We start from the raw sequence: 20,049 nt of genomic DNA on the forward strand, positions 1-20,049 counted from the left end.
AGATGACCATTGAAGTCCGCGTGCCCACCCTGGGCGAAAGCGTCACCGAGGCCACCGTCGCGACATGGTTCAAGAAGCCCGGCGACGCCGTGGCCGTCGACGAGATGCTGTGCGAGCTGGAGACCGACAAGGTAACGGTCGAGGTTCCGGCCCCCGCCGCCGGCACCCTGGGCGAGATCGTCGCCGCGGAAGGCGAGACGGTCGGCGTCGACGCGCTGCTCGCGACCCTGGCGGAGGGCGAGGGCACCGAGGCGCCCGCCGCGCCCGCGCCGAAGGAGGAGGCCGCCAAACCGGCCGAGGAACCGGCGGACGAGGGCGGGTCCGGTGGCGCCGCGGTGGACGTGATGGTCCCCACGCTCGGTGAGAGCGTGAGCGAGGCCACGGTCTCCACGTGGTTCAAGGCGGTGGGCGACAGCGTCTCGCAGGACGAGATGCTGTGCGAACTGGAGACGGACAAGGTCTCCGTCGAGGTGCCCGCGCCGGCGTCCGGCGTGCTGACAGAGATCCTTGCCGAGGAAGGCAGCACCGTCGACGCCTCCGCCAAGCTCGCCGTGATCTCCCAGGGGGAAGGCGCCGCGGCCCCGGCGAGGGCCGCGCCCGAGCCGAAATCCGAGGCCGCCCCGGCTCCGGACAACGCCGCCGCAGCGAAAGACGTGGCCGATGCGCCTTCCGCCCGTAAGCTGATGGCCGAGAAGGGCATCGACGCTGCACAGGTGCAGGGGTCCGGCCGTGACGGTCGGGTCATGAAGGAAGACGTGCTCAAGGCGCTCACCGCGCCGGCGGAGAAGCCCGCCGCCCCGCCGGCCCCGCGTGCGCCCGTCCCGGCCGAGGACGCCGCCCGCGAGGAGCGGATCAAGATGACCCGCCTGCGCCAGACCATCGCGCGCCGGCTGAAGGATGCACAGAACACGGCCGCGATCCTGACCACCTACAACGAGGTGGACATGACCGAGTGCATGGACCTGCGCAGCCAGTACAAGGACGAGTTCGAGAAGCGCCACGGCGTGCGGCTCGGCTTCATGTCCTTCTTCACCAAGGCCTGCTGCGCCGCGCTTAAGGAAGTGCCCGAGGTCAATGCGGAGATCGACGGCGACGAGATCGTCTACAAGAACTTCGTCCACATGGGCATCGCCGCCGGCACGCCACAGGGCCTCGTGGTGCCCGTGATCCGCAACGCCGACACCATGTCGTTTGCGGAGATCGAGGCCGCCATCGCCGAGAAGGGCAAGCGCGCCCGTGACGGCAAGCTGTCCATGGCGGAAATGCAGGGCGGCACGTTCACCATCTCCAACGGTGGTGTCTACGGCTCGCTCATGTCCTCGCCCATCCTGAACCCGCCGCAGTCGGGCATCCTGGGGATGCACAAGATCCAGCAGCGTCCGATGGTCATCAGCGGCGAGATCGTCGCCCGCCCGATGATGTACCTCGCGCTCAGCTACGATCATCGCGTCGTCGACGGAAAGGGCGCCGTGACCTTCCTGGTGAAGGTCAAGGAAGCCCTTGAGGACCCGCGGCGCCTGCTGATGGATCTCTGACCACGGCCGGCCTTCTGCCATTGGTTGCCGCTTCTTGTGTCGGAAAATATCCTCGGGGGGAGGCGGCCCCAGCCGCCGGGGGGCGGAAAGCCCCCCTCTCACCGCGTCGCCTGTGCGCCCTAAGGAGAAGGAGCCGTCCATGACCAGCAGTTTCAGCCGCAAACAGTGCCGTGACGCTCAGGCGGCGAAGGCCTGAGTTCGGTGGACAGCAACTTGACATATCCATTCTTTACCGGCGGGCGCGCCAAGGGCCCGACGCGGCACAGGATGCTGGCGGTGCTGTCCGAGCGGCATCCGGAGGCCTTCCCGACGCTGGACCAGGCGGCAGCTTGGTCGGAGCTCGTCTTCGTCCCCCCCAGTCGCCGCTGGGCCTTCGTGCGCAATGGAAAGGCCGGCACCACCTCCGCGCTCCGCGCGCTATTCGAGATGGAGTTCGGCGTTCCGCTGACGGTGAAGGTTACCCTGCCGACTGACATAAATTCAGATGCCGCCCCACATCAGCTGGCGGCCGCCGACGTGTTCCGCCCGTTGTCGGCCTTTCCCGCCGGTCTCTCGGCGATTGACGGCGCGTTGCGGCTGGCCACGGTCCGGCACCCCGCCAGCCGGGCCGTCTCGGCGTTTCTCTACCTCTGTTCTACCCAGTACGCCGCGCACCCGTGGTTCCTGCGCGAACGGCTCCGGATTAATGCGCTCGTGGGCTTCGACTGGGACAGCGATTTCAGGACGGCCAGCGGCTTCGAGAAGTTCTTGCGCTACATCGAAGACACGCGGGCCGCGGCGGGGCCCGGGTCGGTCAATCCCCATTGGCGGGCGCAGGTCGAGACGGTGCTGCCGGAGATCTATCGCCCGCATCTGGTCGGAAAGGTCGAGCATCTGGGCGACTTTCTGACGGAGGTCGCGGAGCGGCTGGGACAGCCGCTGAAACAAGGGGTAGGCACGGGGCGCGCGAACGCCTCCGGCGCGTCCGGCGCCGCGGATGCCTTGCTTACTCCGACCGCGCGGGCGCTTGTTGCGCGGATTTACGCTAAGGATTTTGAGACGTTCGGTTATCTGCCTGATGCGCAGAGTGCGTGACGGTTCTACGGGACAGGTGATCGTCAACAACAATATGCCCACCAGGGGCGAGGGAGATGGAGAAGAATGGCAAGCTATGACGTCATCGTAATCGGCAGCGGCCCCGGCGGCTATGTCTGTGCAATTCGCTGTGCCCAACTGGGGCTGAAGACGGCCTGTGTCGAGGGGCGCGAGACCCTGGGCGGCACCTGTCTCAACGTGGGGTGTATTCCGTCCAAGGCGCTGCTCCATGCCTCGCATCTGTTCCACGAGACCGAGCACAATTTCGAGAAGATGGGCATCAAGACGCCCGCGCCCAAGATCGACTGGGGCAAGATGCTCGCCTACAAGGACGACGTGATCGGCCAGAACACCAAGGGCATCGAGTTCCTGTTCAAGAAGAACAAGATCGACTGGCTGAAGGGCTGGGGCTCCATCCCCGAGGCGGGCAAGGTCAAGGTGGGCGACGAGGTTCACGAGGCCAAGAACATCATCATCGCCTCCGGTTCGGTTGCGGCCTCGATCCCCGGGGCGGAAGTGGAGATCGACGAGAAGGTCGTCATCACCTCTACCGGCGCGCTGGAGCTGCCGAAGATCCCCAAGAAGATGGTTGTCGTCGGCGGCGGCGTGATCGGGCTGGAGCTGGGCTCCGTCTACAAGCGGCTCGGCACCGAGGTCACCGTGATCGAGTTCATGGATGGGATCACGCCGGGCGCGGATGCGGAGGTGGCCCGTACCTTCCAGCGCATCCTCGGCAAGCAGGGGTTGGAGATCATCACCGGCGCGGCTGTCTCGAAGGTGGAGGCGGCGAAGTCCAAGGCGAAAGTCACCTACAAAATGCGCAAGGACGACAGCGAGCATCAGATCGACGCGGATGTCGTGCTGGTGTCCACCGGCCGGCTTCCCTACACCGACGGGCTGGGGCTGGACGCGCTGGGGGTGGAGATGACCAAGCGGGGCCAGATCGCGGTCGATGGGAACTATCGCACGAGCGTGCCGGGCATCTACGCCATCGGCGACGTGATCGAGGGGCCGATGCTGGCCCACAAGGCCGAGGACGAAGGCACCGCGGTCGCCGAGATGCTCGCGGGCCAGAAGCCGCACATCGACTACGCGCTGATCCCGGGCGTGATTTACACCACGCCGGAGGTCGCCTCCGTCGGCGCCACGGAGGAGCAGTTGAAGGAGGAGGGGCGGGCCTACAAGGTCGGCAAGTTCTCCTTCATGGGCAATGGCCGCGCGAAGGCGGTGTTCCAGGGCGAGGGCTTCGTGAAGCTACTGGCGGACAAGGAGACCGACCGTATCCTTGGCTGTCACATCATCGGTCCGGCGGCGGGCGACTTGATCCACGAGATCTGCGTGGCGATGGAGTTCGGTGCTTCCGCTGAAGACGTGGCGCGGACGTGCCATGCGCACCCGACCTTCTCGGAGGCGGTGCGGGAAGCGGCGCTGGCCTGCGGCGATGGGGCGATCCACGCCTGAGTTGTGCAATCTGAAAGGGCGGACGGGGGGCTGTCTGCCCCCCGGCGCCGTTCCGGCGCTCCCCCCGAGGATATTTGCGGACACAAGAAGAGTGGGCCATGCGCCCGGCCACGGGCCGGTTGCGGGGGCCGGCTGTCAGGCGGTCTCGCGCACAGCGGGCGCTTCGGCTTCCTCGGGTTTCACGATGCGCTCCGACAGAGCTTCGGCCAGGGCCTCCGGCGGGGCGTCTTCGCCCAGCCAGTCGAGCAGCGGACGCAGGCCTTCGGGATTGCCGTCGAAGGTGGCGTGGTCGATCAGGAACGTGCGTTTGGGATGATCCTCGTGCGCCATGCGGAAGCGGTGAACGGTGTGGTCCAGCACGTCCAGCACCACGTCCCGGTCCCGGTCCTGCCACCAGGCGGATTCGGCGACCTGTTCCGCGTCGCGCGTGAGGAAGATCACGTGGGGATTCTCGAAACAGGTCAGCATGAATCGCAGGATCGCCTCGAACGCCTCCTCGGTCAGCAGATCAGAGGCGTAGCGGATTTCCTTGAAACCGGTGATGCGCGTGCCTTCGGGCGGCGCGAGGATGGTGCGGGTGAAGACGCGCGCGAGCCCTTCTCCGAGCCGTTTCGGGCGCATGAACTCGGCGCCGAACCAGGGGCGGGAGACGTCCTGGCTGTCCTGCACGTGCCGCCGCTTGGAGGCCTGTGCAAGGTCCAGCGACAGTGCCAGTGGTTGGATCAAGCCGCCGTTCTCCCCGCGGATGCAGGCGCCCTCGATGCAGTTCAGCGCCTTCATCAGGGCGGTGGAGCCGGTGCGGCCGTAGGCGACGATAAATACGTGTTTCATAACGGGAACCAATTGGACTCAGACGCCGCTGCCTAGCACGCGGGCGCGGGGCGGAAAACGTTCGCTGCCGCAGCCCCATCCGCCCCGTGACATTTGTGCCTGCGCCTCACGCCTCTTGCAGTGCGCGCACCCCCAACTCACCCTCTTCGCGGGCTTTCATCGCGAGCGCGGCGGCATGGGCGGCGGCGAGCGTGGTGAAATAGGGGATCTTGTCCAGCAGCGCCACGGTGCGCATGGAGCGGCTGTCTTCCACGGCCTGCGCGCCCTCGGTCGTGTTCATGACGAGGTGCACCTTGCCGTCTTTCATCACGTCCACGATGTTCGGCCGGCCTTCGTAGACCTTGTTGACCGTCGTCGCGGGAATGTCCTGGCTCTTGAGGTAGGCGGCGGTGCCGCGGGTGGCGAGGATCTCGAAGCCGAGGTCATGCAGGGTGCGGGCGGTTTCCAGCAGTTGTTCGGACTTGTCGTCGGCCTTGATCGACAGGAACACGCAGCCTTCTGTGGGCAGGTCGGCGCCGGCGCCGATCTGGGCCTTCAGGAAGGCGCGGTGGAAACTCTTGTCGGAGCCCATGACCTCGCCGGTGGAGCGCATTTCCGGGCCGAGAAGGGTGTCCACGCCCGGAAACCGGGCGAAGGGCATGACCGCTTCCTTCACCGCGAAGGTGTCGATCTGCGGGTCGACGAGGTCGAACTTGTCCAGCGTCTCGCCCGCCATCAGCCGGGCGGCGATGGAAGCGATGGGCGAGCCGACGGCCTTGGCCACGAAGGGCACCGTGCGGGAGGCGCGCGGGTTCACTTCGATCAAGTAGATCTCCCCGTCCTTGATCGCGAACTGGACGTTCATCAGGCCGACGACGTTGAGGCCGAGCGCCAGAGCCTCGGTCTGCTGCTTGAGCTGGGCGATCAGGTCTTCGCTGAGCGAGTAGGGGGGCAGGGAGCAGGCGGAGTCGCCGGAGTGCACGCCCGCCTCCTCGATGTGCTGCATGATGCCGGCCACGTGCACCCGCGTGCCGTCGCAAAGGGCATCCACGTCGATCTCGGTCGCGCCGGAGAGGTAGCTGTCCAGCAGGACGGGGCTGGTGCCGGAGACCACGACGGCCTCCGAAATGTAGCGTTCGAGCTGGGCGTGGTCGCGCACGATCTCCATCGCCCGGCCGCCGAGCACGTAGGAGGGCCGGATGACCAGCGGAAAGCCGATCTCGCCGGCGATGCGGATCGCTTCCTCGTCGGAGGAGGCGATGCCATTGCGCGGCTGCTTCAGGCCCAGGTCGTTCACCAGCGCCTGGAAGCGTTCGCGGTCCTCCGCGAGGTCGATCGCGTCCGGCGTGGTGCCGAGGATCGGGATGCCCGCGTCGTGCAGCGCATTGGCCAGCTTCAGCGGCGTCTGGCCGCCGAACTGCACGATAACCCCGTGCAGGTGACCCTTTTCCTGCTCCACCCGCAAGATCTCCATCACGTGCTCGAAGGTCAGCGGCTCGAAGTAGAGCCGGTCGGACGTGTCGTAGTCGGTGGAGACGGTCTCCGGGTTGCAGTTGACCATGATGGTCTCGTAGCCCGCCTCCGTCAGCGCGAAACAGGCGTGGCAGCAGCAGTAGTCGAACTCGATCCCCTGGCCGATCCGGTTCGGGCCGCCGCCGAGGATGACGACCTTGCGGGCCTCCGTCGGGCGCGCCTCGCATTCGGCCTCGCCCATCGCGGGGACCTCGTAGGTGGAGTACATGTAGGGCGTCTGCGCCTCGAACTCCGCCGCGCAGGTGTCGATCCGCTTGAACTGGGCGTGCACGCCGAGGTTCTCCCGCGCGCGGCGCACGTTGGCCTCGTCCCGGCCCGTGAGCTGGGCAAGGCGGGCGTCGGTGAAGCCCATCATCTTCAGCTCGCGCAGGCCGGTTTCGGTGTGCGGCAGGCCCTCCTTGCGGATGCGGGCCTCCGCGCCGACGATTTCGCGGATGCGGGCGAGGAACCAGGGGTCGTAGTCGGTGATCTCCTGAATCTCGTCATCGGAGAAGCCGAAGCGCATCGCCTGGGCGATCACCCGCAGGCGGTCCGGTGTCTTGAGGGAGAGCGCGCGGGTCACGGCCTTGTCGATGGCCAGTTGGTCGTTCTTTTCGCGGCCGACAAGGAACTGCGGCACCACCGGATCTTCGCTTTCGGCGTAGACCATGTTCTCCGGCCCCGGCAGGCCTTCGATGGCGACCTCGTCGAAGCCAGTGAGGCCCGTTTCCATCGAGGCCAGCGCCTTTTGCAGGGATTCGTGGATCGTCCGGCCGATGGCCATGGCCTCGCCCACGGACTTCATGGCGGTGGTCAGTTCGGGCTTGGAGCCGGGGAACTTCTCGAAGGCGAAGCGCGGGATCTTGGTGACGACGTAGTCGATGGTCGGCTCGAAGCTCGCCGGCGTCACCTTGGTGATGTCGTTATCGAGCTCGTCGAGCGTGTAGCCGACGGCGAGCTTTGCCGCGATCTTGGCGATGGGGAAGCCGGTGGCCTTGGAGGCCAGCGCCGAGGAGCGGGAGACGCGCGGGTTCATCTCGATCACGACCATCCGGCCGTCCTCGGGGTTGATCGCCCACTGCACGTTGGAGCCGCCGGTCTCCACTCCGATCTCGCGCAGTACGGCGATGGAGCCGTTGCGCATGATCTGGTATTCCTTGTCGGTCAGCGTGAGCGCGGGCGCGACGGTGATGGAATCCCCGGTGTGGACGCCCATCGGGTCCACGTTCTCGATTGAGCAGACGATGATCGCGTTGTCCGCGCGGTCGCGGACCACCTCCATCTCGAATTCCTTCCAGCCGAGCAGGCTCTCGTCGATGAGGATCTGGCCGACGGGCGAGGCCTCCATGCCGGAGCGGCAGTAGTATTCGTAGTCGTCGCGGTTGTAGGCCACGCCGCCGCCGGTGCCGCCGAGGGTGAAGGCGGGGCGGATGATCGCGGGCAGGCCAATGGTCTCCAACGCTTCCTTGGCCACTTCCAGGCCCGCCTTGACGTCACGCTTGCCGTCCGGGCCCTTGGGCGCTGTGACGATGGTCGCCTTGGGGTTCTCCAGCCCGATCCGGTCCATCGCCTCACGAAAGAGCTTCCGGTCCTCGGCCATTTCGATGGCCGCGCGGTTGGCGCCGATCAGCTCCACCCCGTACTTGTGCAGCACCCCCATGTCGGCCAGCGCCAGGGAGGTGTTGAGGCCAGTCTGCCCGCCCATGGTGGGCAGCAGCGCGTCGGGGCGTTCCTTTTCGATGATCTTGGCGACGACCTCTGGCGTGATCGGCTCGATATAGGTCGCGTCGGCCAGTCCGGGGTCGGTCATGATGGTCGCGGGATTGGAGTTGACCAGGATCACCCGGTAGCCCTCCTCGCGCAGCGCCTTGCAGGCCTGCGCCCCGGAGTAGTCGAACTCGCAGGCCTGCCCGATCACGATCGGGCCCGCGCCGATGATCATGATGGACGAGATATCGGTGCGTTTGGGCATGTGTGAGTCTCCGGGCAGCGGGGGCGGGCGCAAATTGCCTGCGTTATAGACAGCACGCGTGGGGGCGCAAGGGCTCAGCGGCGATGCAGCATGGCAGCTATTCCGTCGGACGGGGGGAAGGCGCGACGTTGACTGCGAGAAGAACGGCGATCAGCCCCGCCACGCCGACGGAGACGACCCCCAGATCCCCGGGGCCCAGGTCGTGGAGCGCCCAGAACGCCTGGCGGCTTGTCGCGACCGCGATCCCGGCGAAAAGCGCATATCCGATGGCCGGTCGCATCAGTCTGGGGAGCGCTGGCAGGAGGAGCAATGGCAGGAGGTTGTAATGGATCCAGCCGAGGGGACCGAAAAGGTTCACCAGAAGCGTGACCGAGATCAGACGCACCACCAGACGGTCGCGGGGGGCGCGCATCCGGCTTTTCCAAAAGACGGCGGCGAGCAGGGCTACGAACAGGACCTTGTTAAGAAGGAGAATTGCCGAGGCGGCCGCCCCATCGAAGACAACGTTTCGGTCGGATAGGTCGACCGGCGGGACGAATCCCGTCGCGCCGCCCAAGGCTGCCATCAGCGGTCCTGCGGCGAAATTCGTCGAACTCAGGAAGAGCGTGCCACTGACGGCTTTCAGGCTGTCGAGAAATGTCAGGTGGAGTTCGACCCCCGCCGCGACGAAGCCCACCAGACCGATGGCGGCGCACACAGCCAGGAAGGTGCCGAGGCTGCGCCAGTTCCTGTCCATCACGAAGATGAGCGCAAAAGCCGCCGGAGCGAGTTTGATTGCTGCGGCCAGCGCGAGCAGCGCGCCAGCGGTGGCTGAGCGGCCAGTTCGATACCGCTCGAAGGCCCAGAGGATAAGGAAAACGACGAGAATCTGCGGCTGCAGGAGCTTGACCGCGAAGATGGAGATCATGGAGGTCACGAGCAGGACGCTGCTGAGGATGAGCCAGACGCCGAGTGTCCGCAAAGACCCGTCGGCGATCCGCCAGGCGAGCAGCGGGCTGAGGCCGAGCAATGGGATTTGCACCAAAGCCGCAGCGAAAAAGAACTGCTCAGGCGTCAGGGCGAGGGAAATCGGTGCCACGACGGCGGCCCACAAGGGGGGGTAGACATAGGGCGTCACGAATTGGCCCGTCAGACCAAGCGACTCGATGTGCGGTTCCCAGAGCGGGGGGGATGTGCCGAAGAACGTTTCCGGCGCATCGTAGAGAATGTCCGTCCGGCCGATGTCGAAGAGATGGCCCGCGATGTAGACGGCCGAGAGATCGGAGGGAAACGCAGTGACAGCGAGATAGAACAGCCACGCGCAGGCCCCGAGCAAAAGCAGGCCGCCGATGACGGCGAGGGTGACCGCCCGGCGGCCCGTCGTCGCTGTCGAGGCCCCGTCGCGGCTGGCGGTCGAGGCATCCACGGGGTTGGGACGCGCGGGGTCCCGCGGGGGCTGGAGTGGCATCGGACTCGCTAGGATCAGGGGCGGCGGTTCTTGGGGGCAACCTAACAGACGTCGGACGCGGCGGAACTCCCAACCAGTTCGCTGCATGATGCGCGCGGTATCAAAGACACAAAGGCGGGCGTCAAATGGTCCCCTTGCGTGAGAGGGGTCGGACGGGGCTTAGCTGCCGGAACCGCAAGGGAACCGTCATGTCGCATCCGCTGAACCTGATGATCGAACACATGCTGCGTCAGAAGGAGTCCGAGGGCGAGTTCGATAACCTGCCGGGCTCCGGCCGGCCGATCGAGGGGCTTTCGGACGGGGCGACGTCGGTTCACGACCGCGTGCTGAGGGAGTCCGGGGCCAAGCCGGTGCCCGTTCTTCTGAACATCGAGATTGCCGCGATCCGGGATCGGCTGGCGGCGGCCAGCGACCCGCAGGAGCGCAAGGCCCTGATGAAGGAGCTTGCGGACAAGCAGACCCGGCTGGCGATCGAGATCGAAGCCTACGGCAAGTACGACTGAGGCGGGCCGCCGCCGGCTGCTCTATGTCCGGCTGAAGCGGAACCGCGTGACCTGCTCCCAGTCCTGCCCGGGATCCAGCCGGATGTCCGGGAAGGACGGGTTGGATGGTGCGTCGGGCCAGAACTGCGCTTCCAGCGCCAGGCCCGCGCGCGGACCGTACCGGTGCCCGTCGTGCCCCTCCGTGCCGCTGGCCGGGAGGTGGCGTGCGTCATAGACCTGCAAGCCGGGCTCGGTGGTCTCGATCGTCATGGTTAGCCCGTCAGGCGCCGACAGGGTCGCCACCGGGCGCAGGGCGACGCGCTCCCGGCCGAGGCAAAAGTTGTTGTCCAGCACATCGTGCTCCGTCAGCGCGCGGGGCGTGCGGAAATCCATTTCGGTGCCCTCCACGGGCCGGACTTCGCCCGTGGGCAGGGCACTCTCGTCGACCGGCAGCACGTGGTCGGCGGCCACCTGCAACGTGTGGCCGTGGAATGTGTCGGCGTCCGAGAGATTCCAGTAGCTGTGGTTGGCGAGGTTCACCAGCGTCGGCGCGTCGGTGCTGGCGCGCAGCCGGAGCGTGAGGGTCGGGCCCTCGCCCAGGGTGAAGTCCACCTCGAACCGGCGGTTTCCTGGCAGCCCGCCTTCGCCGTCTGGCACATCCGTGACCAGCGTGAGTGCGGTGTCGCTTGCCGACTGGACGCGCCAGACCTTGTAGCTCAGCCCCGTGGCGCCGCCATGCAGGTGATGGCCCCCCGCGCCGTTGGCCTCGAAGGCAAGGCGCTGGCCGTCGAACGCGCATGTCGCGTTGGCGATACGGTTGGCCACCGGTCCGGCGATGGAGCCGAAATATTGCAGCGGTGCGTTGTCGCCGTAGTCCGACGGCTCCGGGCTGCCCAGCGTCAGCGAGCGGTCGAGCCCGGCGAGCCGCAGATCCTGCAACGTTGCGCCGTGGGTCAGGACGGCGATGGAGATCGTGCCGTTGTTGAGCGCTATCCGTTCGACGGCCTCGCCGGTCGCGGTCGTCCCGAAGGGGGTGCGGGTCATCGTGGGTCCTTTCCACTGTCTCGCGGGGCCGCCTGCAGCGGTCCCGGCGCCGTCTGGTTGGGTGTTGCGCTCAGAGGAGCACCCGGTGTTCCTGCTGCCCTATCGCGATGCCCTCGGCGGCAAAACACATGCCGTTCTCCGGGTGCGCGGCCAGACGGTCCTCCGGCAAGCCGTCGCGGGCCGAGGTGACGAACAGGGTGTCGAGCGCCTCCCCGCCGAAGGCCGGGCAGGTGGTCAGCTCCGCCTGCACCGGGACCGCGCGCAGGAAGGCGCCGGAGCGGTCGTAGGCAGCGACGCGGGCGGCGCCATACTGCGCGTTCCATAGCGTGCCGTCGGTGTCGATCACGGCACCGTCGGGGGCCCAGTCCTCACCGCGCATATCGATGAAGACCTCGGACTCGCCTGCCGGCCAGCCGTCCGCCGCGTTCAGGCGGATCTTGCGGATGACGTGTTCGGTGGAGTCGCAGTAGCAGGCAAAGGTGCCCTCCGGGTCGAAGGAGATCGCGTTGGGGATGGTGATGCCGGGGAGGATGCGGCGCAGCTCGCCCTTGTAGTAGCGGTAGATCGCGCCCGCCCCCGGCTCCTGCTCGATCCCCATCGTGCCGATCCAGAAGCCGCCCCATGGGTCCGCCCGGCCGTCGTTGGGGCGGTTGGTGGGCATGTCGGGTTCCAGCTTGCAGATCTCCTGCCGCTGGCCCGTGTCGATGTCGAAGCAGAAGAGCGCCCCCTGCGAGGCGATCAGGAGGGTGTTTTCATCCACCCAGCCGGCGGCGGTGACGAAGCGGCCGAACTGCCAGACGCGGGTTTCGCCCTCCGCGCGGGTCAGGAGCTGCCGGCTCAGGATGTCGAACCAGAAGAGTTGTTTGCGGGTCGGGTGCCAGAGCGGGCCCTCGCCGAGCTTGCAGGGGGTGGCGTCGAAGATACGGGTCATTTGCAGGCCTCGTCGTATGCGCTCACGATGCTCGCCGCGCGTCGCGACAGCTCGGAGATGTCCATTCCGGCGGTGTAGAGTGCCGATCCGATGCCGAAGCCGTTGGCGCCGGCGGCGATCCAGTCGGCAAAGTTCTCCGCCCCAGCGCCGCCCACGGCGTAGACGTCCGTTTCGGCGGGAAGCACGGCGCGCAGGGCCTTGAGCCCGCCCGGGCCGGCCATGTTGCCGGGGAACAGCTTCAGCCCGTCGGCGCCTGCATCCAGCGCCGCGAAGGCTTCGGTGGGGGTGAAGATGCCGGGCCAGGAGGCCATGTCCCGCGCCTTGGTGGCGCGGATGACCGCCGGGACGCAGTTGGGCGACACGACCAGCCGCCCACCCGCCGCGGCGACGTCGGCAACCTGCATTTCCGTCAGGACGGTGCCTGCGCCGATGAGGGCGCGCGCGCCCACGGCCTCCGCCATGCGGCGAATGCTCTCCAGCGGTTCGGGCGAGTTCAGCGGCACCTCGATCCGGTCGATCCCGGCGTCGATCAGCGCTTCCGCGGCCGGGACGGCGTCCCGAGGGGTGATGCCGCGGAGGATGGCGATGATGGGGCGGCTCATGCGTGGGTCTCCTTGGCGTGGGACTGGGCCGCGACGAGGCCCTTCAGGACCATCTGGTCGCCGTCCGCGACCGTGGCCGGAACGCCGAGCGGCGCCAGCGCCTCGGCGTAGCGCCGCGCGATGGTGGAGGCGCCGACGATGGCCACGTTCTGGCCCAGCCAGTAGGGGCGGGCGGCGGCAAGTTCCGCGCCAATCAACAGCCCGGAAAGGCGGGCGCGCGCGGCCTCCGCAGGCAGGCCGGAGAGCAGCCCTTCGGCGCGGAGCGAGAACAGGCGTGCGGCGAGCTTCTCGGGGCGGGAGACCGCGTCGTCCACGGCCTCCGCGAAGGCTGCGCCGTCCCATCCGTCCGTCTGCACGGAGTGACGCAGGACGGTCTGGGTGGCCAGCGCCGAGAAAAGCTCGCCGGTCATGAAAGTCTGGAAGCTGACCACTTCGCCCGCGCTGACGTGGACCCATTTGGAATGGGTGCCGGGCAGGCAGATCACGCCGTCGAACCGGGGGTTTAGGGATTGAAACCCGGCGATCTGGGTCTCCTCCCCGCGCATGACATCGGCGGGGTCGGACTGGCTGAGGCCGGAGACGATCCGGAACCGCAGCCGGGGATCGCGGGTCGGGGCGGCGGTCAGCACGGGGTCGAGCGGGGCGCAGGGAACGGGACGGTAGGGCGCCTCGACCCAGCCCTGGCGCGCGCCGACCATGCCGCAGGCGACGGCGTCGATCGGGCCGTCGTCGGTCAGATGCGCGCCGACAAGATCCATGAAGGCCGGTTCGAACGCGTCCGGCGCCAGCCCTCCCATGCCTTTGCCTGCGCTCTCGGCCCAGAGGACGGCACCCTCGGCGCTCATCCCCCAGGCACGGAGCGAGGATGTGCCCCAGTCGACTGCGATCCAGTCCGCGTTACCCATTGTCACTCATCCTGTCGTCACCACACCACCATCGAGCACCAGCGCCTGCGAGGTCATTGCCGCCGATGCGTCTGATGCCAGAAACAGGACTCCGCCCACAATATCTTCGGGTGTCAGCGTCCGCTTCAGGCATTGACGGTCGAGTTGCGCCGCGATGCTTTCCGGCGTCAACCATTTTTCGAGTTGCCGTGGCGTGACGACCATGCCTGGCATGACCGAGTTGACCCGGATGCCGTCCACACCGAACTCGCGGGCCAGCGTGCGGGTGAGGCCATTGATGCCGGCGTTTGAGACGACGTAGGGAGCGTAGCCGCAGGTCGCCATCATGTAGCTGATCGAGGACATGTTGACGATCGCCCCGCCTCCCATCGCCTGCATTCCCGGAATCACCGCCTTGGCGGCGAAGAAATAGGGGGTGAGGTTGATGGCCAGCGAGGCGTCCCAGAAGGCTTCGTCCACGTCGAGCGTGGCGTGGCGCTGATCGTTGGCGGCGTTGTTGACGAGAACGCGGATGGGATCGTGTTCTTCGGCCGCGGCCTCGATGGCCTCCCGCAGGGCGGCGGTGTCGGTGACGTCGCAGGGCAGGAAGAGCGGGCGGTTGCCCGTCTTGTCCTCCATCTCGTCGCAGAAATCGGTGGCGTCGGAGCGCTGCACGAAGGCGACGCGGCTGCCCTGTTGCAGGAACCCTTCGGTGAGGGCTGCGCCGATGCCGGAGCCGCCGCCCGTGATGAAGACGGAGGCGCCGGCGAGATCGGGGAAGGTCGGGGTCTGGGTCATCGTTCGCTCCCTTCGGGACTCCGTTTCTGCCATGGCTTACACACGGTGCGCAAATTGCAACGGGGCGGACCGTCGCGAAACGTGGTGTGCAGCCGCCGCGCAGGAGCCGGGGCGCGCGGGCGTGCTCAGGCCCAGTGGACCTGGAGGGCGGCGAGATGCGCGTCGACGATGCCGCGCTGGCGGTCGGTCAGGGGGCGGTGACGGGCGTAGAGCGGGGCGGCGCGGTCGTCGATGACGGGGGCGTTCCAGCCGGCGGTGCTGGCGAAGAACCGCTCCACGCCGGCCTCCCCGAAGACCTCGAGGAAGCCCTGCACGACGACATCTATATAGGTGAGCCGCAACGGGTGGATCACGCCGGGCGGGGACGCGTGGCGCGCCGGCACGGCAAAGACCTCCGCCGCGACCTCGGTGCTGCTGTCGTGGAGCCGTGCGGTGACGTCGTGTGGGTCGTAGGCCTCCTCCCGGGCGTCGAGCGCGGGCCGGTCGGCGCCGGGCACCCGCGCCACGAGGCCGTCGATCTGTGCATCGGCCGGTTCCACCGACAGGTAGGCGAGCGGCCGCAGCCGGGTGTGCACCCAGACCCGCCGCCAGCCGTGGAGCGTGGCGGGACGCGTGTCCTGATAGCCGTGCGTCGCCCGATTGACGAGGGAGCCGTAGCCGAAGATCTGCCTGTCCGTCATGCACACCCTGTCGCGCCGTCGGCGGCTGAAAGCAAGTCTTGCCGGAAGGGGTTGCATTCGCTATGCGAAACGGGACCCTGTGTCGGGAGAATCCGGTCCTGCTGGACCGGTGCCGAAGGAGCAACCGCCCCGGTAAACTCTCAGGCGCAAAGGACCGCGCAGGGGAAGACACTCTGGAGAGTGGGGCCAGCCGGCCCCCGCCGACGGGATAACGATCTCAGGCGACAGGACAGAGGGGGCATCGACCAGCGGCGCGAGTCGCAGGAAACGGTGCCGACGGTGATCCCCGCCGGCCTGGGACGAGAGAGGGAAGGGCCGGTGGAAGACCTGAAGAAGACACCCCTGCACGCATTGCATCTGGACCTTGGCGCGCGGATGGTGCCGTTCGCCGGCTACGAGATGCCGGTGCAATATCCCCTCGGCGTGATGAAAGAGCACCTGCACACGCGGGCTGCGGCGGGCCTGTTCGACGTCAGCCACATGGGTCAGGTGTTGCTGGACGGCTCGCAGGCGGCGGCCGAACTGGAGGCACTGGTGCCGCAGTCGCTGCTGGGGCTGGAGGAGGGGCGGCAGCGCTATGCCTTCTTCACCCATGCAAACGGCGGCATCCTCGACGACCTGATGGTGGCGAATCGCGGCGATCACCTGTTTCTGGTGGTGAACGCGGCGTGCAAGGTGTCCGACGTGGCCCACCTGCGCCGGAACATGGCGCTGAGCGAGGTGATCCCGGTGACGGACCGGGCTCTGCTGGCGTTGCAGGGACCGGCGGCCGAGGCCGCGCTGGGGCGCATCGTGCCGGTCGCCGAGATGCGGTTCATGGATGTGTCCGTTCAGGAGAGCGATTACGGCGAACTCTGGATCTCGCGGTCGGGCTATACCGGCGAGGACGGCTTCGAGGTGTCCGTCCACGAGGCGCAGGCGGAGGCGTTTGCCCGCGCGCTGCTGGAGATGGAGGAGGTCGAACCCATCGGCCTCGGCGCGCGCGACAGCCTGCGCCTGGAGGCGGGGCTCTGCCTCTACGGCCACGATATCGACACGACGACGGACCCGGTGCAGGCGGCGCTGACCTGGGCGATCCAGAAGGTGCGGCGCCCGAGCGGATCGCGCTCCGGCGGCTACCCCGGCGACGCGGTGATCGGCCCCAAGCTTGCGGCCGCCGAGATCGACCCCGACGACACGCGCCGCGTCGGCCTTGTCCCGGAAGGGCGGGCGCCGATGCGCGAAGGCGTGCAGCTTTTCGAGACCGAAGACGCGCGGACGCCCATCGGCCGCGTCACCTCCGGCGCCCCCGGGCCGACCGTCGGTCACCCGGTGGCGATGGGCTACGTGCCGGTGCGGCTGTCGCTGACCGGCACGCAGATCTGGGGCGAGGTGCGCGGCAAGCGCCTGCCCGCGCGTGTTGCCCCCATGCCTTTCGTGCCGCCAACCTACAAACGATGATGAGGAGTGCGCTTGAATGAAATACACTGAAGACCACGAATGGATGAGCCTCGACGGCGACATCGTCACCGTCGGGATCACCGACCACGCCCAGGAACAGTTGGGCGACATCGTCTTCATCGAACTGCCGGAAGTCGGCACACAGGTGACGAAGGGCGACGAGGTGGTCGTGATCGAGTCCGTCAAGGCGGCCTCCGATATCGTGGCGCCGCTCGACGGCGAGGTGGTGGAAGTGAACGAAGCCATCGTCGATACGCCGGGGAACGTGAACGAGGACGCCGAGGGCGACGCGTGGTTCTTCCGCGTGAAGATCGAGGACACCTCGCAACTGGACGAATACATGGACGAGGACGCCTACAAAGACCTCATCGCCTGACCCATGGCGCCCGACCGGCCACGGGGTCGGCCGGGCCGGCGGTTCCGCCGTGGATTCGCCCACAGGGACGCAGACGGACCCGGCGGCGCAGCCGAGGGTCCTGACGCTCAACAAGAACGACTGACACACCGGAAACAGCCGCATGCCATTTCAGCCCACCGCCTATGACCCGTACGACTTCGCCAACCGCCGGCATATCGGCCCCTCGCCGGAGGAAATGGCCGAGATGCTGGAAGCGATCGGCGTCGACAGCCTCGACCAGCTCATAGAGCAAACGGTGCCTGCGCGCCTGAGGCAGGACGCGCCGCTGGCCTGGCCCCCGCTCGCCGAGGGCGACCTGCTGGTGAAGATGCGCAAGGTGGGGGGCAAGAACCGCGTGCTGCAGTCGCTGATCGGGCAGGGGTACTACGGGACGATCACCCCGCCCGCGATCCAGCGGAATATTCTGGAAAATCCAGCCTGGTACACGGCCTACACGCCCTATCAACCGGAGATCGCACAGGGTCGGCTGGAGGCGCTGCTGAACTTCCAGACCATGATTTCGGACCTCACCGGGCTGGAGATCGCCAATGCGTCGCTGCTGGACGAGGGCACGGCGGCGGCCGAGGCGATGGTGATGGCCCAGCGGGCGGCGAAGTCCAAGGCACAGGCCTTTTTCGTGGACCACAACTGCCACCCCCAGACCATCGCCGTGATCGAGACGCGCGCCCGGCCCCTCGGGATCGAGATCGTCACCGGGCCGGCGGATTCGCTGGATGCGGGCAAGGTCTTCGGGGCGCTGTTCCAGTACCCCGGCACGGACGGCAAGCTGCGCGACTTCACGCCGGAGATGGAGGCGCTCCACGCCGAAAAGGCGATCGGCATCGTCGCCGCCGACCTGCTGGCCCTTCTGCTCCTGAAGGAGCCGGGCGCGATGGGCGCGGACATTGCCGTGGGCTCTGCCCAGCGGTTCGGCGTGCCCATGGGCTACGGCGGGCCCCATGCGGCCTTCATGGCCTGCCGTGACACCTTCAAGCGCACCATGCCGGGGCGGATCGTCGGCGTTTCGGTCGACGCGCGCGGCAATAAGGCCTACCGGCTGAGCCTGCAGACCCGCGAGCAGCATATCCGCCGCGAGAAGGCCACCTCCAACGTCTGCACCGCGCAGGCGCTGCTTGCCGTCATGGCGTCGTTCTATGCCGTGTTCCACGGGCCGAAGGGCCTGCGCGCTATCGCCGAGCGGGTGCACGTCATGGCCGTCCGGCTGGCGGAGGGCCTGCGGGAGGCCGGGTTCGTGACCGACCCGGAGGAGATCTTTGACACGATCACCGTGGAGGTCGGCCCGTTGCAGGGCGCGATCCTGCGCGCCGCCGTGGCCGAGGGGATCAACCTGCGAAAGCTGGGTACGACCCGCATCGGCATCTCCGTGGACGAGACCTGCGTGCCGCAGACAATCGAGGCCGTCTGGCGCGCCTTTGGCATCACCGCCGAGTTCGGCACGCCGGAAGGCGTGGCTCTGCCCGAGGCGCTGCTGCGGGAGACGGAATATCTCACCCACCCCATCTTCCAGATGAACCGCGCCGAGGCGGAGATGATGCGCTACATGCGCCGGCTGGCCGACCGTGACCTGGCGCTCGACCGGGCGATGATCCCCCTCGGCTCCTGCACCATGAAGCTCAACGCCGCCGTGGAGATGATGCCGATCACCTGGCCCGAGTTCGGCCAACTCCATCCCTTCGCGCCCCGGGAGCAGGCGGCTGGCTACGCCGAGATGATCGAGGATCTGTCGGCCAAGCTCTGCGAGATCACCGGCTACGACGCCATGTCGATGCAGCCGAACTCCGGCGCACAGGGCGAATACGCGGGTCTCCTGACCATCGCCGCCTATCACCGGGCGAACGGCGAGGATCGGACGGTCTGCCTGATCCCCACCTCCGCGCACGGCACGAACCCCGCTTCCGCGACGATGGCGGGCATGAAGGTTGTGGTGGTGAAATCCGCCGCGAACGGCGACATCGACCTCGACGACTTCCGCGCCAAGGCGGAGGCGGCGGGCGACACGCTCGCGGCGTGCATGATCACCTACCCGTCGACCCATGGCGTCTTCGAGGACACGGTGCGCGAGGTCTGCGCCATCACCCACGAGCACGGCGGGCAGGTCTACCTGGACGGGGCGAACCTGAACGCGATGGTGGGCCTGGTGAAGCCGGGCGAGATCGGCGCCGACGTGAGCCACCTGAACCTGCACAAGACGTTCTGCATCCCCCACGGGGGCGGTGGCCCCGGCATGGGGCCGATCGGCGTGAAGGCGCACCTCGCGGCCCACCTGCCCGGGCATCCGGCGACGGGCGGGGAGGAGGGGCCTGTCTCCGCCGCGCCCTATGGCTCCGCCTCGATCCTGCCGATCTCCTGGGCCTATTGCCTGCTGATGGGCGGCGCCGGGCTGACGCAGGCGACGAAGGTGGCGATCCTGAGCGCCAACTACATCGCCGCGCGCCTGTCTGGCGCCTATGGCGTGCTGTTCAAGGGCCGGCAGGATCGCGTGGCCCATGAGTGCATCCTCGACACCCGCCCCTTCGCGGACGCGGGCGTGAACGTGGACGATATCGCCAAGCGGTTGATGGACAGCGGCTTCCACGCGCCCACCATGTCCTGGCCCGTGTCCGGCACGCTGATGGTTGAGCCCACGGAATCGGAGACCAAAGCGGAGCTCGACCGATTCATCGACGCCATGCTGTCGATCCGGGCCGAGATCGCCGCCGTCGAGGCGGGCGACATCGCCATCGCGGACAGTCCCCTCCGCCACGCCCCCCACACCGTGGAGGATCTCGTGGCCGACTGGGACCGCAAATACCCGCGCGAACAGGGATGCTTCCCGCCGGGGTCCTTCCGCGTCGACAAATACTGGCCGCCCGTGGGCCGCGTGGACAACGCCTTCGGCGACCGCAACCTCGTCTGCACCTGCCCGCCGGTGGAGGCCTGGGACACCGCCGCCGAGTAACGCCGGGCACTGCCTCGGGCG

Annotated in this window: 17 protein-coding genes and 1 riboswitch; of the genes, 8 read left to right on the plus strand and 9 right to left on the minus strand. The window is 67.8% G+C overall.

All coding sequences use genetic code 11. From position 1 onward, the window contains the following. Positions 1–2: 2 nt before the first annotated feature. The 4 genes from odhB to lpdA all read left to right on the plus strand — a co-directional run bounded on the left by odhB (position 3) and on the right by lpdA (position 4,070). Positions 3–1,535 (plus strand): 2-oxoglutarate dehydrogenase complex dihydrolipoyllysine-residue succinyltransferase, encoded by a 1,533-nt coding sequence (odhB, locus tag BM075_RS17200; RefSeq protein WP_093361939.1) that lies wholly within the window; start codon positions 3–5, stop codon positions 1,533–1,535. A 14-nt stretch (positions 1,536–1,549) separates the two neighbouring features. After that, complete coding sequence (locus BM075_RS25205) at positions 1,550–1,678, plus strand: hypothetical protein (RefSeq protein WP_425445201.1); 129 nt, start codon at positions 1,550–1,552, stop codon at positions 1,676–1,678. Between the two features lie 70 nt (positions 1,679–1,748). Beyond that, positions 1,749–2,609 carry a sulfotransferase family 2 domain-containing protein gene (locus tag BM075_RS17205; protein WP_143089902.1) on the plus strand — a complete coding sequence of 287 codons (861 nt, stop codon included), beginning with the start codon at positions 1,749–1,751 and terminating at the stop codon, positions 2,607–2,609. 66 nt (positions 2,610–2,675) lie between these two features. Then, a complete protein-coding gene (gene lpdA / locus BM075_RS17210) occupies positions 2,676–4,070 on the plus strand; it encodes a dihydrolipoyl dehydrogenase (RefSeq protein ID WP_093361941.1) in 1,395 nt (464 codons plus the stop codon). Between the two features lie 135 nt (positions 4,071–4,205). Here the strand turns inward: lpdA and BM075_RS17215 are convergent, their stop codons facing one another. The 3 genes from BM075_RS17215 to BM075_RS17225 all read right to left on the minus strand — a co-directional run bounded on the left by BM075_RS17215 (position 4,206) and on the right by BM075_RS17225 (position 9,811). Next, complete coding sequence (locus BM075_RS17215; RefSeq protein WP_093361942.1) at positions 4,206–4,901, minus strand: sulfotransferase; 696 nt, start codon at positions 4,899–4,901, stop codon at positions 4,206–4,208. A 106-nt stretch (positions 4,902–5,007) separates the two neighbouring features. Beyond that, positions 5,008–8,364 (minus strand): carbamoyl-phosphate synthase large subunit, encoded by a 3,357-nt coding sequence (carB, locus tag BM075_RS17220; protein WP_093361943.1) that lies wholly within the window; start codon positions 8,362–8,364, stop codon positions 5,008–5,010. Between the two features lie 97 nt (positions 8,365–8,461). Continuing rightward, on the minus strand, positions 8,462–9,811 hold the full coding sequence (locus BM075_RS17225; RefSeq protein ID WP_177208399.1) for a glycosyltransferase family 87 protein: 1,350 nt from the start codon (positions 9,809–9,811) through the stop codon (positions 8,462–8,464). A gap of 188 nt (positions 9,812–9,999) precedes the next feature. Here BM075_RS17225 and BM075_RS17230 point away from each other — a divergent pair, with 188 nt between their 5' ends. Then, on the plus strand, positions 10,000–10,314 hold the full coding sequence (locus BM075_RS17230) for a DnaJ family domain-containing protein (protein WP_177208400.1): 315 nt from the start codon (positions 10,000–10,002) through the stop codon (positions 10,312–10,314). 21 nt (positions 10,315–10,335) lie between these two features. Here BM075_RS17230 and BM075_RS17235 read toward each other — a convergent pair whose 3' ends face one another. From BM075_RS17235 to BM075_RS17260, 6 genes are all read right to left on the minus strand, one after another. Continuing rightward, entirely contained in the window at positions 10,336–11,337 is a 1,002-nt protein-coding gene (locus BM075_RS17235; protein WP_093361946.1) for an aldose epimerase family protein, read from the minus strand. Between the two features lie 70 nt (positions 11,338–11,407). Further along, complete coding sequence (locus BM075_RS17240; RefSeq protein WP_093361947.1) at positions 11,408–12,268, minus strand: SMP-30/gluconolactonase/LRE family protein; 861 nt, start codon at positions 12,266–12,268, stop codon at positions 11,408–11,410. Continuing rightward, positions 12,265–12,870: a 2-dehydro-3-deoxy-6-phosphogalactonate aldolase gene (locus BM075_RS17245; RefSeq protein ID WP_093361948.1), complete on the minus strand. Its 606-nt coding sequence runs from the start codon at positions 12,868–12,870 to the stop codon at positions 12,265–12,267. The genes BM075_RS17240 and BM075_RS17245 overlap by 4 nt, the downstream gene beginning before the upstream one ends. After that, entirely contained in the window at positions 12,867–13,775 is a 909-nt protein-coding gene (locus BM075_RS17250; protein WP_093361949.1) for a 2-dehydro-3-deoxygalactonokinase, read from the minus strand. Before BM075_RS17250 ends, BM075_RS17245 begins: the two co-directional genes overlap by 4 nt. Before the next feature lie 6 nt (positions 13,776–13,781). Next, positions 13,782–14,552, minus strand: a complete 771-nt coding sequence (locus tag BM075_RS17255) for an SDR family NAD(P)-dependent oxidoreductase (protein ID WP_093361950.1) — start codon at positions 14,550–14,552, stop codon at positions 13,782–13,784. A gap of 125 nt (positions 14,553–14,677) precedes the next feature. Continuing rightward, positions 14,678–15,232: a gamma-glutamylcyclotransferase family protein gene (locus BM075_RS17260; protein WP_093361951.1), complete on the minus strand. Its 555-nt coding sequence runs from the start codon at positions 15,230–15,232 to the stop codon at positions 14,678–14,680. A 72-nt stretch (positions 15,233–15,304) separates the two neighbouring features. Beyond that, positions 15,305–15,399, plus strand: a riboswitch (glycine riboswitch). Between the two features lie 151 nt (positions 15,400–15,550). Here BM075_RS17260 and gcvT point away from each other — a divergent pair. The 3 genes from gcvT (at position 15,551) to gcvP (ending at position 20,028) form a co-directional block, all read left to right on the plus strand. Continuing rightward, positions 15,551–16,672 (plus strand): glycine cleavage system aminomethyltransferase GcvT, encoded by a 1,122-nt coding sequence (gcvT, locus tag BM075_RS17265; RefSeq protein WP_093361952.1) that lies wholly within the window; start codon positions 15,551–15,553, stop codon positions 16,670–16,672. A gap of 16 nt (positions 16,673–16,688) precedes the next feature. Continuing rightward, positions 16,689–17,048 (plus strand): glycine cleavage system protein GcvH, encoded by a 360-nt coding sequence (gene gcvH, locus BM075_RS17270; protein WP_093361953.1) that lies wholly within the window; start codon positions 16,689–16,691, stop codon positions 17,046–17,048. A 142-nt stretch (positions 17,049–17,190) separates the two neighbouring features. After that, the gene (gene gcvP, locus BM075_RS17275) at positions 17,191–20,028 is read left to right on the plus strand and encodes an aminomethyl-transferring glycine dehydrogenase (protein WP_093361954.1); all 2,838 of its coding nucleotides are present in this window, start codon (positions 17,191–17,193) and stop codon (positions 20,026–20,028) included. Positions 20,029–20,049: the final 21 nt, after the last annotated feature.

The sequence above is a fragment of the Tropicimonas isoalkanivorans genome (genome assembly GCF_900112335.1).
GTDB lineage: Bacteria > Pseudomonadota > Alphaproteobacteria > Rhodobacterales > Rhodobacteraceae > Tropicimonas > Tropicimonas isoalkanivorans.